Annotated in this window: 18 protein-coding genes; 9 read left to right on the top strand and 9 right to left on the bottom strand. The window is 61.3% G+C overall.

Going from position 1 to position 12,181, the window contains the following annotated elements:
• Nucleotides 1-252 carry a hypothetical protein gene (locus AAXE93_RS01400; protein WP_390127500.1) on the top strand — a complete coding sequence of 84 codons (252 nt, stop codon included), beginning with the start codon at nt 1-3 and terminating at the stop codon, nt 250-252.
• A gap of 2 nt (nt 253-254) precedes the next feature.
• Here AAXE93_RS01400 and AAXE93_RS01395 read toward each other — a convergent pair whose 3' ends face one another.
• Genes AAXE93_RS01395 through AAXE93_RS01385 form a run of 3 tightly spaced genes read right to left on the bottom strand, consistent with a single transcriptional unit; the run spans nt 255 to nt 977 of the window.
• Nucleotides 255-500 carry a metallophosphoesterase gene (locus tag AAXE93_RS01395; protein ID WP_244276120.1) on the bottom strand — a complete coding sequence of 82 codons (246 nt, stop codon included), beginning with the start codon at nt 498-500 and terminating at the stop codon, nt 255-257.
• Nucleotides 478-711, bottom strand: a complete 234-nt coding sequence (locus tag AAXE93_RS01390) for a TIGR02450 family Trp-rich protein (RefSeq protein WP_114987862.1) — start codon at nt 709-711, stop codon at nt 478-480. Before AAXE93_RS01390 ends, AAXE93_RS01395 begins: the two co-directional genes overlap by 23 nt.
• Nucleotides 711-977 carry a DUF3764 family protein gene (locus tag AAXE93_RS01385; RefSeq protein ID WP_114987863.1) on the bottom strand — a complete coding sequence of 89 codons (267 nt, stop codon included), beginning with the start codon at nt 975-977 and terminating at the stop codon, nt 711-713. The genes AAXE93_RS01390 and AAXE93_RS01385 overlap by 1 nt, the downstream gene beginning before the upstream one ends.
• 146 nt (nt 978-1,123) lie before the next feature.
• Between AAXE93_RS01385 and AAXE93_RS01380 the strand changes: the two genes are divergently transcribed.
• On the top strand, nt 1,124-1,579 hold the full coding sequence (locus tag AAXE93_RS01380; protein ID WP_006851655.1) for a Fur family transcriptional regulator: 456 nt from the start codon (nt 1,124-1,126) through the stop codon (nt 1,577-1,579).
• A 15-nt stretch (nt 1,580-1,594) separates the two neighbouring features.
• Here the strand turns inward: AAXE93_RS01380 and AAXE93_RS01375 are convergent, their stop codons facing one another.
• From AAXE93_RS01375 to stpA, 5 genes are all read right to left on the bottom strand, one after another.
• Nucleotides 1,595-1,795 carry a hypothetical protein gene (locus tag AAXE93_RS01375; RefSeq protein ID WP_186540731.1) on the bottom strand — a complete coding sequence of 67 codons (201 nt, stop codon included), beginning with the start codon at nt 1,793-1,795 and terminating at the stop codon, nt 1,595-1,597.
• Between the two features lie 104 nt (nt 1,796-1,899).
• Nucleotides 1,900-2,295, bottom strand: coding sequence for a GLTT repeat protein (locus AAXE93_RS01370; RefSeq protein ID WP_045172888.1), 396 nt, complete (start codon nt 2,293-2,295; stop codon nt 1,900-1,902).
• Nucleotides 2,296-2,298: 3 nt separating this feature from the next.
• On the bottom strand, nt 2,299-2,460 hold the full coding sequence (locus tag AAXE93_RS01365; protein WP_390127495.1) for a hypothetical protein: 162 nt from the start codon (nt 2,458-2,460) through the stop codon (nt 2,299-2,301).
• A 102-nt stretch (nt 2,461-2,562) separates the two neighbouring features.
• On the bottom strand, nt 2,563-3,516 hold the full coding sequence (gene arsS / locus AAXE93_RS01360; protein WP_390127493.1) for an arsenosugar biosynthesis radical SAM (seleno)protein ArsS: 954 nt from the start codon (nt 3,514-3,516) through the stop codon (nt 2,563-2,565).
• Nucleotides 3,517-3,591: 75 nt separating this feature from the next.
• Nucleotides 3,592-4,800: a glucosylglycerol 3-phosphatase gene (gene stpA, locus AAXE93_RS01355; RefSeq protein ID WP_390127491.1), complete on the bottom strand. Its 1,209-nt coding sequence runs from the start codon at nt 4,798-4,800 to the stop codon at nt 3,592-3,594.
• Nucleotides 4,801-4,982: 182 nt separating this feature from the next.
• Between stpA and AAXE93_RS01350 the strand changes: the two genes are divergently transcribed.
• Nucleotides 4,983-6,287, top strand: coding sequence for a Rieske 2Fe-2S domain-containing protein (locus AAXE93_RS01350; RefSeq protein ID WP_114987869.1), 1,305 nt, complete (start codon nt 4,983-4,985; stop codon nt 6,285-6,287).
• On the opposite strand, the gene AAXE93_RS01345 is transcribed toward AAXE93_RS01350, so the two are convergent.
• Entirely contained in the window at nt 6,288-6,662 is a 375-nt protein-coding gene (locus AAXE93_RS01345; RefSeq protein ID WP_390127489.1) for a hypothetical protein, read from the bottom strand.
• Nucleotides 6,663-6,744: 82 nt separating this feature from the next.
• Between AAXE93_RS01345 and AAXE93_RS01340 the strand changes: the two genes are divergently transcribed.
• From AAXE93_RS01340 to AAXE93_RS01315, 6 genes are all read left to right on the top strand, one after another.
• Nucleotides 6,745-6,978 (top strand): hypothetical protein, encoded by a 234-nt coding sequence (locus tag AAXE93_RS01340; RefSeq protein WP_390127487.1) that lies wholly within the window; start codon nt 6,745-6,747, stop codon nt 6,976-6,978.
• Between the two features lie 24 nt (nt 6,979-7,002).
• On the top strand, nt 7,003-7,566 hold the full coding sequence (locus AAXE93_RS01335) for a glutathione S-transferase family protein (protein ID WP_390127485.1): 564 nt from the start codon (nt 7,003-7,005) through the stop codon (nt 7,564-7,566).
• Between the two features lie 224 nt (nt 7,567-7,790).
• Complete coding sequence (locus AAXE93_RS01330; protein ID WP_390127483.1) at nt 7,791-9,305, top strand: hypothetical protein; 1,515 nt, start codon at nt 7,791-7,793, stop codon at nt 9,303-9,305.
• Between the two features lie 70 nt (nt 9,306-9,375).
• On the top strand, nt 9,376-10,506 hold the full coding sequence (locus AAXE93_RS01325) for a phosphotransferase enzyme family protein (protein ID WP_390127481.1): 1,131 nt from the start codon (nt 9,376-9,378) through the stop codon (nt 10,504-10,506).
• A gap of 1 nt (nt 10,507) precedes the next feature.
• The gene (locus AAXE93_RS01320; RefSeq protein ID WP_390127479.1) at nt 10,508-11,083 is read left to right on the top strand and encodes a DOMON-like domain-containing protein; all 576 of its coding nucleotides are present in this window, start codon (nt 10,508-10,510) and stop codon (nt 11,081-11,083) included.
• Nucleotides 11,084-11,122: 39 nt separating this feature from the next.
• Nucleotides 11,123-12,142, top strand: a complete 1,020-nt coding sequence (locus tag AAXE93_RS01315) for a transglycosylase SLT domain-containing protein (protein ID WP_390127477.1) — start codon at nt 11,123-11,125, stop codon at nt 12,140-12,142.
• The last annotated feature ends 39 nt before the right edge of the window (nt 12,143-12,181 follow it).

The following is a 12,181-nucleotide window of genomic DNA, read 5'->3' as shown; positions in this document are numbered from 1 at the left end:
ATGGGTGACTCCGCGGCGCTCCAGCAGGCCAAAGCGATCGCAGCGGCGCTAGAGCAGTTGGCCGACCAGCTGCGCCCTGAGGTGATTCGTGCAGCACGACTGGATGACGACGGACGCCGCGACCTCGACCGGATCGAATACGCCCTCGGGACCATCGGCAAGGCCTTGATCCTGACGGACTACTCCATCGACGAAGAGAAGGACATCGACAAACTCAAGGCTTTCCGCGAGTCGCAGAAGGGAATGGGCTGAATTCAGATGCTGCTGTAGCGCAGCACCCGGTGCTGAACGGCTCCATCTGGCGTCAGATCGAGCAGCAGCCGGGCATTGCCACCCCAGCTTTCGTCCTGGCAAAGGTCCCCCGTCACCAGCATCAGATCGGGGTTCAAGGCCCCACCAAGCTGGAGAGCTCGCTCGAAGTGAGCCAGGGCAGGCCGGCCGCGCACCTGCCCCTGATCAGCCGCCACCAGGTGTGGATCACTGAGGTGAAGGATCCTCATCGCTCTCCGGAATGGACTGCCAGCCGCTGCTCCAGCGGGTTGGATCCTTGAGCTCACTCCAGAGCACCCGCTCGCGATGCGACGGAGCCAGCACAGCCGCCAACTCAACCCATCGCTGCGGACCACGCCCGCCTTGCGTGATCAGCTCGAAATGGCGGTAACCGGCCACCGGGTGTTGGCTGGTCCAGGCCCGGGCAGGACGCCAGGCCATCAGCTGGCGACGAACACCTGACTCACGGTGCTCTCAATCACGTGCCCCGAAGCCGCGATCATGTCGGTGTTGTCGGCGATGAATTGCTCCATCACCCCGGGAGCGGCTTGCATCACCGCGCAGACCTTGCTGGGGTCGTCCTTGCTGACACCCCGGTAGAGCGAGGTGATGCCAGCGATTTTCTGAAGCGGCAGGGATGCGTCATAGGTGGCGACCCATTCGGCAAATGACTTGGTGATGGTGAAGGTGAGGACGTGGGTTTCCATCGACCAGAACAACAGTGTCGGCGGACGCTATCACCAACATTCATCGTCCTCATCGGCGACCGTTGGGATCCGACGAGGGGCCTGATCCTGAGGGCGAGACATCACTCTCATTAAGGCCTACTCTTGAGAATGAGCGAGGAGAAGCTGTGACATCGTCCTCCGCGCCTGCCGCAACGGACATCACCCTGCAGCAGGGGCTGCATCAGGACGGTCGCCGTCTGACCCCGCAGCGCAAACGGGTTCTTGAGCTGTTCGAGCGCTGTGGGTCCGGCTGCCACCTCAGTGCCGAAGAGGTGCACCAGCAGCTGGCAGCCCTTGAGATGAAGGTGTCTCTGGCAACGGTGTATCGCACCCTGCGCCTGCTGGCCGATATGGGTCTGCTCCAGGAACTGGAGCTCAGCGAAGGGGGTCGACGCTTCGAGCTTGCCGTTGACGATCACCGCCAACATCACCATGTGGTGTGCATCCGCTGCGGCCGCACCGAGGAATTCGAAAGTGAACCCGTGCTGGCAGCAGGAGCTGCCGCCGCTGCCCATGTTGGTTTTCAGTTGATTGAGTCGAGCCTGAATGTGCGTGCGATTTGCCCCAAATGTCAGGGATAGATCGCATCACCGGAATCATTCGGCACGAAATTCCTTGTCGTAGAGATCAGCCACCAGAAGCTCGATCAGCTGAACGGACACCAGTTCCTTTTCGCGTCTCAACGTGTTCAGCAAGATCTGAACCTGGCGGTGATGGATCAATGACACTTCACCCATCTCCAACCATCGGGCACTCAGCAGGGTTTGAAGACGTTGGCGTGGCGACGATGGTGACATCAGATGCGCCCTGTTTCACACACTGAAGCCAGCAGCACAGCCTCTGAAAAGGCGTGAGCAACAGAAGTCTTCCGAAGCTTTTGTGAAGCGGAAGCGCGGGCTGCTTACTGAGGATGCTCGTTGCAGGGCATCCAGTAGCGATCGCCCATGCGATGCACACCCTCACAACCCAATTGGCGCGCCTGTTCCTCCGCCTCTTCGCGACTGGGATAAGCCAGATAGCGGGGATTGGTGGTGGAGCGGATCTGAATCAAGCCCATGCTCATCGGGCCGGCGGTGATCACCCCCATGGTGTTGACACCAACCGCCACCAATCCCATCCCCACGATGGCGGCATTGATCACGCCCATCGCCACCACACCAATCGAAACCACACCCATAGGCACCACACCGATGCAGATCACCCCCATCGGCACGATGCCGATGGAGATGGTGCCGAGGGGAGCAACGCCGATCGCGATCCGCTTCGGCTTGCTGCCGCAGTGCCCGCCTTCAGTCATGGATCAGTGAGCTCCTTGGTGATCCGCTTCACCGTGCTTGTCGCAGACCATCCACATTTCACCCATCTGGTGAGCACCGGTGCAGCCAAAGCCTGGGGCCGCCGCCTCAGCTTCAGCCTGCGTTTTGAACATCGCCTGCTTGGGCTTGCCGTGGGATCTGGCCATAGCCGATGTCGCAGACACGATCAACGCGATAACCGCAAAACAGATGCGTTGCAACGGGGTGGCCTCTTCAAGGATCCACCCACTATGCCCATAACGCGCTGATCAGCCCTGAAGCGCCCCGCCACAACTTGACCCGGCGCCAGCCGTGCAGCCAAAACAATGCGGGGCCGTGTGGATGGGCTGATCCGCCGGAACGGCTTCAAGGTGGATCAAATCCCGAAGGTGACGCACCTCACCGGGGCAGGGCAGGCCGAGCTGCTGATTGAAATCACAGTCGTAGAGATGGCCCTGCCAATCCACACTGATCAGCTGACGGCACATCACAGCCCCCAGATTGTCCGGGTTGTGCGCATCCTCAAGAAGGGTCTGATAACGCTGCAAATCTCCACTGCGTTCCAGTTGCTTGGCGAAACGTTGGATGGGCATGTTCGCCAACGTGAGCAGACGATCGAAACGGATTCCCAACCCGCCCAACACCTTCTTGTAATCCGCCTCCAAGGCTTGCTGGGGAGGAGGCAGTACCGGACCCAGCGGGTTGTAGACGAGATCCAACTGCCGGTTTGGATCACCCGTTCCATAGCCCAGGGCATTGAGCTGGCGCAGTCCGCTAACGCTGCGCTCAAACACGCCATCGCCCCTCTGTTGGTCAACGTTCTCGGCGCTGTAACAGGGCAGGGAGGCGGTGATGCAAACGCCCTGCTCCGCCAGGAATTCAGCCAGATCGTCCTGGCCGGGTTCGCTGAGGATCGTGAGATTGCAGCGGTCAATCACGGTGGTGCCGCGTGAACGTGCCTGGCGCACCAACGCGCGAAAACCCGGGTGCAACTCCGGTGCTCCCCCCGTGAGATCGAGGCAGGAAATGGAATGCCGTTCAAGGATCTGCGGAATCAACGTCAGCAGATCCGCACTCATCATCTCGGTGCGGGTGGGCCCTGCATTGACATGGCAGTGGGCACAACTCTGGTTGCAGCGGTAGCCGAGATTGACCTGCAACGTTGTGAGCTGTCCGCGCTTCAGGGGCGGGAAAACGGTCTCAACAACAGCCACCGGCTCCAAGCGGATGAGGCTGATTCTTCCAGACAGAACATGTCCTGGCGAAAGAAACGGATGCTCCCGCTGCTGCGCAGCTGCTCAACCCACCCGGCGACGCTCAGAAAGCTGACGGAACCAGGCGATGTACTGCTCCGGGCCATCGGGCATGAGCGTGTCAATCCGCAGGGGATCCTCCGGATCGGTGATGCCTCGCAAAGTCCGATCGGCATGGCTGGGGCGATCCACCTCTCCATGGCTGCTGTCAACAAGGACAACGCGATTGGATCGACCGCACCAGGCACCGAGGTCCTGCAGCAGGTTGAGGAAACCGCGATCACTGCCACCCCTCAACCAGCCCGTGCCATCAGCCGATGCCGTGGATGTGACCGTGTCTCCCACACCCACCAGCAACGGCATCCGTTCCGCGGGGATGCGCTGCTGCACCAACGCCAACAGCGCTTCGGGATCGTGGGGAGCCGTTCGCACATTGAACGTCTCACCCAAGGGAGATTCACCCCAACGGCGCTGGATGTGCTGATTGAGCAGCACCAGAAGGCCGGCCTCCTTGATGGACCCGGTAAGCATGAATTGAATGTCGGTGGTTCCCACATCACCTGCAGCAGCGGGCTTGATCCGTTCCTGACCTTGCGCATCACGGCCCAGGTTGGGAGCCACATGCAGGAAGAACGATTCCTCCAGACCCTGGCCTGCCGCCTCAGCAAGCAACTGATGCATCAGCTCCGAGAGCATCGTCTGCAGGGCCTGCTGAGTGCTGACATCAGCGGGGACAAGTTCAAAAATCCCGTTGAGATTGATGGTGGGTGACACCTGGGTGTCCAACACCGCGGCTTTGGCCACCTCGGCCAGATCATCCACACCCAGCTGCGGCAGCAGGCCGGGCAATCGCTCCATCAATAGAGCTTCCATTCGGGTGGGGGCTGCAGCGAGGAACGCCATTTCCGCCGGCGAGACCCCGGGGTGGCTCAAGTCGCCAAAGCGATCCTGCAGCTGAACCCCTCCAGCCGCCAGGCCTGGCAGATAACGGCCCTCATGTCTGGGGAGATCGGAATTCCCCAGGGCCTGCTCCACGAGGCGGTTCACCCCGCGCCGCCCTTCATGCTCACCGTTGGTCAACACAACGAATTGACCATCCAGAGCGGCGACCGCATCCACATAGGACGGGTCCATGCGCCGCGTCAGTGGATCCTTCACCAGTTGCATGCAGACGCCGTCAAGGTCCTGCACGATCAGCAGATCCTCAGCACCGGTGAGCTCCTGCAGCAACTGGTCGGGCGTCAAACGGGGCATGGAGGTTCAGGGGAGGTCGCTGCAGCCGACGGAACAGCGGTGCACTTTCATCGCGCAACTGATTAGTGCCAAACCCGTAAGAAGTCCAGTGGGGGGGGAGGCAGTCAGAAGCACGGATGACAAGCGAAACACCGCAGCCAAGCCATCCGGCCAGCGAACATGACGGCCTTGATGCTCCTGCCATGCACCCCACCTGGACCGAACAGTGGTGGCCGATCAGCTATGAGCAGGACCTCGACCCCAATCAGCCGAGCCGGTTCACACTGCTGGAACGGGATCTGGTGATCTGGTGGGATCGCGCCGCATCGAGCTGGCGGGTCTTCCCGGATGTCTGCCCCCATCGTTTGGTGCCACTCAGCGAAGGGCGGATCAACGAGGAAGGGCTACTGGAATGCCCGTATCACGGCTGGAGTTTCGACGGCGGCGGCCAGTGCCAGCGCGTGCCGCAGGCTCTTGAGAACACCCAGCCCAACAACCGTCGATCCCGCTGCGCCAGCCTTCCCACAGCCACGGGGCAGGGGCTGCTGTTCGTGTGGATGGGAGCCCCCGACGCCGCGGACCCCAGTCAGCTCCCCCTGGTGCCAGCCCTGGAGGAGAACCCCGACAGCTGGACGGTGCAGGACACCTTCCGGGATCTGCCGATGGATGCCGTGACCCTGCTGGAGAACGTGCTGGATGTGAGCCACGTTCCCTTCACCCACCACAAGACCGTCGGCAAACGGGAGAACGCCGCGCCGGTGGAAGCTTCCATCACGGGGGAAGACGCCGGCGGCTTCACGGCCCACTGGGAGGAGGGGCCGCGTCGGGGCAAACTCGGCGCCCAATCCACCACCTTTCATGCCCCGCAGCTGATGTGGCATGACCTCACCGCCAAGGGCTTCGGGCGAATTCTCACGGTGGTCTACGCCGTTCCGATTCGCCGCGGCGAGTGCCGCCTCTTCGCCCGCTTCCCCTTCCAGTTCCAATCCGCCGTCCCCCGGCTGTTGATCGGATTAAGACCCCGCTGGTTGCAACACATCGGCAATCACAAGGTGCTGGAAGACGATCAGGTGTTCCTGCACTGGCAGGAACGGGTGCTGGAGCGAGCCGGCGGCAGCCCCGCCGTGGAACGCAGTTTTTTCATGCCCACAACGGCAGACGTCTACGTGGCGGCGCTGCATCGCTGGTTGAACGCCAACGGCGGCGAGCCCTTTGCAGGACAACCCCTACCTCCACGGCAAAGCACCACGGCGCTGATGGATCGATACAACAGCCACACCATCCATTGCCGCAGCTGCTCGTCGGCGCTGAAGCGGATTCGTGCGGCACGCCCCTGGGCCTGGGCCCTGCTCTGGGGATCCGCCGTGCTTGTGGGCATCCAGCAGGGCAGCGGCTGGAGCAGCACCGGCTTGGTCACTGCCGCACTGTCGGCCCTGGCACTGCGGCAACTCCACCGCTGGGAGCAGGGGCTGACCATTGGCAGCGGCGCGGCCCCCCGCAACCGCTGATCAGAGCCCCGGAACAGGAAGCAAGGTCGGCTTCACCTTGCCCTGGATATCGACCTTGCCGCCGATGGTGACTTTGTTGTCGACAGACACGTCTGCCCGTACCGCAAGCGGGTCTTCAGCTGTGACGGACACATCTCCTTCAACCGCCAGAGGGGCATTTCCGCTGATGGTCACCGGGCCTTCGATCGCCAGGGGCGCAGCGCCACCAATGGTGACCTGCTCCTGAACCACAACAGGTAAAGCCGTATCGGAGCGGATGGTGACACTGGGCGGAAGCACCAACTTGTCGACCTGCAATCCGCCCTTGATCGCGATGGAAATGGGCCGACTCAACAGCTTGGCGGCCGTGACCGCCAGTACCAGGCTGGACAACACAACCGCTGCAGGCCAGCGCTACGCCATCAGCAGATCACGGCTGGTCACAGGCCTACAGGCAATGGTTTGAGCGCATTACAGCGTGTTTGAACCGGTCCTGCCCGTGATAACGCCCGCCCAGCCCCATCAGGCCGCTGTCGACCAGATGTTTTTTGCTTGTACGCCGACGCAAAGGATTGACATGTCACATGTCCAGCACAACGGGATCCCCATCAATGCGTCCAACAAGGCATCCAACAAGGAAGGCAACATTGATATCAAACCCGACCAGAGCTTGCACCACGCAACAACGACACCGGTCAATCCCAAGAGATAAAATGGATGAAATTAAAGACCAGGGATGACGCTTTATCTCTACGGAGGCCCCAAGACCCGTGTTTCGATGCCGAAATGGTACTTGGCAGAAAAAGGAATTTCTTACGAATACGTCAACATTGACCTGGCAGCTCGTCAAAACCTTGCAGCGAGCTATCTGGAAGTGAATCCTTTCGGCAAATTGCCCGCCCTCAAAGACGACACCAATGGCTTGGTGCTGTTTGAGTCAGGCGCCATTCTTCAGTATTTATCTGAGAATTACACCAACGAAGTCCATGACGCCGCAACACGTGCTTCGATCAGCCAGTGGATTCTTTTTGCAAACTCGACTTTAGCGATCGCCTTGTTCGTTCCCTCAAACAAGGAACGGGAGTTTCCCCGACTGATGGCAACCCTGAATGATATCTACACCAAGAAACAGTTTTTAGTGGGGGATACCTGGACCGCAGCAGACTGCGCCGTCAATGCATACCTCGGCTATCTCCCCATTTTCTATCCCAACGAAGATCTCTCGGCTTATCCCGAAATCCAAGCTCTCAATGAGCGAACACGATCCAACCCGAATTACAGAGCAATCATGGGCCTTTGAATCATTCAATTGCCGTTGAATTTTCACGTTCTGCTTGTATTTAACTTTCTGCCCTGCTCGATGATTCTTAGACCGCCAAAACAAGTTGCAGTAATCGCAGTAATCAAGGCCGATTGAATTGGGTCAGGACAGAACGCGTCCTGACAAAACTCGGCATCACCCAAGGGACTGGCGTCTGTCTGCTGTGAGCAGCCCCATCAGGAACGCTGCTTAGTCTTGCCGGCATGCGCAATTCCTTCTTCGATCAGAGCCTCGACGCCGGCGCAATCCGTCGGCGCGTGCAGGAGCTCTCGACCGGCAAGGTGGGGTTCTACAGCGTCGGGCTTTATCCAGCTTCACTGGCCTACAACTGCGCCATGCAGAACGCCAAAGGGCGTCTGCTGCTGGCCCCTCGCCCCGGCCGGGACCTCCTGGGAGCCTTCCCCCAGGAGACAATTGCGACGATGGACGATGAGCACGTGGAGACCGTGCTCAACATGGGCGGCCAGCGCATCGGAGGTGAGCTGGTTGCCAACACCCTGAGCGATCTGATCCAGCGCTGCGAGCTTGTGGTGCTCAGCGCCAACAGCAATCACATCGAAGAAGACCTCCAGGAAGCCTGCCGCCTGCGCAAGGAGCTCCATCGGGAGCAGGTGGTGCTGGCCTGCCTGGCGGGATCCTTCAGCCATGACCCGATCAGCAACAGCGCCTATGTGCTGTGCGAACAACAACCCGAGCTCGCCTTCTTCTCCGGCTTCCATCGCCATGGGGCTCTGCGCAACCCCTTCGACAGCTTCACCGCCAATTTCTGCCATCCCAATGCCCTGACGGCCATGTTGGGGGCTCAACTGATGGATCAACTGTCCCCGAACATCCAGGTCTCCGCCGGTGTTCACAACGTGGAGGGGCAGTTCATCAAGGCCGCCAAAAACATGGCCTCGGTGTTCGCCGGTTTCGGCTACGGCTTCCATCAGGACAATCCCGGGGTGTTGCCAACGCTGCTGACCCTGCTGCTGAACCAGTGCCTGGACCAGGCGGCCACCGTGTCGATGGCACGCCCCGACCGTCAACGGCTGTACCACCGGCAGCCCTTTCCGCTCACGGAACTGGGCTACGCCGTCCCCAGGATTGAATCCACCCTGGTGCGCGATGGCGACTTTGAGCGGGTGCGTGACCACACCTTCAGCCAACTCACGGCGATGGTGGCCGATGTGCGCGGCAGCATGATGCTGCCGGTCTCCGGAAGCCCCACCCGCAACTTCCAGGCCGGGCAAGTGATGGCCGAGGCGATGCGCGATCAAGGCCGCTGCCCCCATTCCATGGAGGAATTGGAGCAGTGGTGTGAAGCCGCAGGCCTGCGCAAGGGTGGACTGGAGGGGCTCAAATCCCTGCGGTACTGGCCTCAGATCGCCCGCAAGTACGCCATCCCAGCCAACGACGCCTCGATGGTGAACCTGCTGTACATGGCGATTTACGGGCGGGCAGGCGTGAAGGAGACCGCCTACCGGGTGATGACGGAAAGCCGTGAACTCTCCAGTTACTGCCAGGAATCCGTGCGGCCCAGCCACAGCCGTCGCTACGCCGAGGCACTTCAGAACCTCGATGTTCCCAAAGCCCTCGAGCTGGTGGTGAATGCCGTGATTGCCAACAACGCCAATCAGGCCATGGGCAGCAAGATGGCTCTGGACGAGAACGGTGAGACCGGGGCACCGGCCTACCTGGAGCTCATGAATGTGATCGAAAGCCAGCTCGATGCCTGAGTCGGCCGTGGTTCTGCACACCTGAATGGGGCAAGGCACCGGAAGAACGGCAAGGTGCCATGTGAGACCCATGCGACCGTTTATGACCGAGGCCCTGGAAGCCATCGCCGATCGCTTCCATCCTCGTGAGGGGATCAAAGCCATCCGTTCCCTTGGTTCGGGCAACGTCAACGAAACGTTCCTCGTGACCCACGAGGGACAGGACGGCGCGTTCGTCATGCAACGCCTGAACACAAACGTGTTCGATCGGCCTGACCTGGTGATGCAGAACCTGCAGGCCCTGGGCGACCACATGGAACGCCGTCTCGCCTCTCCACCCCCACAATTGAAGGGGCGGCGCTGGGAAGTGCCCAGGGTGGTTCCCTGTCGGCGAGAGGCCTCCCCCTGGATCGAACAGAACGGAGAGTTCTGGCGCTCGATCACGTACATCGACGCAGCAACCACCAGCGATGTCATCCGGGACAGTGCCCATGCCCAGGAAGTGGGCTACGGGCTGGGAATGTTCCACCACCTGATCAGCGATCTGCCCATCAATCAACTGGCGGACACCCTCGAGAATTTCCACGTCACGCCGGCCTACCTCCAACACTTCGATGCGGTCGCCAAAGCCACAGACCGCCTTGGGCCTGCCGAACGTGACGCCTGCGCGTTCATCGAGGCACGTCGTCAGGGCGTCGATGTGCTGGAAGCAGCGCTCAGCCGCGGTGAACTCCATCACCGCCCCATCCATGGGGACCCCAAGATCAACAACGTGATGATCGATGAGGCCAGCGGCCAGGCGATCGGTCTGATCGATCTGGACACCGTCAAACCGGGGCTTGTTCACTACGACATCGGCGACTGTGTGCGCTCCTGCTGCAATCCAGCCGGAGAGGAAACCCTCTGCCTCGACGATGTGAACTTCGACATGGAGCTCTGTGAGGCGATCCTTACGGGCTATCTCTCCGTTGCTGGTGGGTTCCTGAGTGACTGGGATCTGCACTATCTGCCCCACTGCATCCGCCTAATCCCCCTGGAGCTTGGCCTGCGCTTTCTCACGGATCACCTGGAGGGCGATGTGTATTTCCGCTGCGATCGACCTGGGCACAACCTGCAACGGGCCCTGGTGCAGTTCCGACTTACCGAAGCGGTGGAGCAGCAGTTCAACGCCCTGGAGCAACTGGTTGCGCGGCTGAAGCAGCAGCCAAGTCCAAACCTCTGAGATGGCGCGTTCTGCCGTGATGCTGCGTCAGGCCTGCCGCCTGATTCCCTTTGAACGGTCCATTCCAGCTGGGGTCCAGATCAGCGCTGAGCTGGTGTGGAGGCGCGAGGGTTGGCTGGAACTCAGCTATGGGGTTCTGGCCCGCGCGGCCAAGGGCATTGGCGTCCTGAAGCTGCCGGCAGGGCTGAACGATGGGCCCCAACAGGGGCAGCGCAAAAATGAGCTCTGGACCACCACCTGCTTCGAAGCCTTCATCGCTGCCCCCGGGGAGCAGCGTTACTGGGAAGTGAATCTGGCTGCCAATGGCGATTGGGCGCTCTATCGGTTCGATGGCTATCGCAGTGGACAAACGCAACAGGAACTGAGCACACCCCCAACGGTGCGGCTGCAACGTGGGTTGCACCAACTGCGGCTCGACGCCCGTATTGCATTGGAGCCCTGGTGGACACCAGACGTCTGCCCAGACCTGGCACTGACAGCCGTGATTGACCTTGAACAGGAGGGGCTGAGCCATTGGGCCCTCCGCCACGGCCCCAAGGCCGACTTTCACGACCGCAGCACCTTTCTTGACGCCTGAACCGCACCGGTAGGGTCAACACAGCGCCCCTGCCCCACCATGCGCAGCCGCAATGTGCTTGTTGTCTCAGCCATCACGGCAAGCCTGCTGAGCGGGCTGTGGCTGAGACCAAAACAGCCGCAGGCCGCAGCCGAAGCGGCTGTTTCCAAGCAAGCTGTCTCCAAGCAGGCTGTCAGCAAGCCCGGGGTGACTGAGCCAGGGGTGAAATCACCTGTGCTGCTTCCTGCCCAGGCCAGCCAACCGAAAACCAAAGATGGCCGGCAGTACCCCCTTGTGCCCGCTGAGCCAGCCGAGCTGGCAACACTGCTGGCGGCCGTTGAACAGGCGCTGAGGGATCCCGCCACAGCGGCCGAGGCCCTGCCCGATCTCGGCCACCAACAACAGGTGATCTACCGGGTCTTGTCGACGGACCAACCCAGATCTCAGCAGGTCGTTGACGCGTTACCCCCGGGCTGGCGCAGCGTGGCGGAACGCCACCTGGCAGCACGGCGTGAATTCGTTCGCATGAGCCGCGGCCGTGGACCGACGATGCTCCCCGCCTGGCGGATCATCCAGCCCGAACCAGCGGCGAATCTGCTGAACTATTACCGCAAGGCCGAGGCGGCGACGGGGATCGAATGGGAGGTTCTGGCGGCCGTGAACCTCGTGGAAACCGGAATGGGACGCATCGATGGCATCTCCGTGGCCAATGCCCAGGGCCCGATGCAGTTCCTGCCCACCACCTGGGCCGAACCCGGCATTGGCGCCGGGAACATCCGCGATCCCCACGACGCCATCCAGGCAGCAGCGCGTTACCTGGTGAGGCGGGGCGGACTGCAGGACATTCGCCGCGGCCTCTGGGGCTACAACAACAGCGATTACTACGGCCGCGCCGTGCTGCTCTATGCCTCACTGATGAAGGAGGACCCTGCGGCCTACACCGGCCTGTATCACTGGGAGATCCACTTCAATGCAGCGGCGGGTGATCTTTGGCTGCCGGTGGGTTACAACCAACCGCAGCGCATCACGGTTGAGCAGCATCTTCAGGCCAACCCAGCCAGCAGATCACCAAACGGGTGAGCATCGACACCTACGCTGAGACCTGGCGTGATCCAGGAA

This window comes from Synechococcus sp. HIMB2401, from assembly GCF_042883245.1.
Lineage (GTDB): Bacteria > Cyanobacteriota > Cyanobacteriia > PCC-6307 > Cyanobiaceae > Parasynechococcus.
The sequence above is the reverse complement of the archived record's forward strand: the minus strand, read 5'-3'. Positions and strand labels throughout refer to the sequence as shown.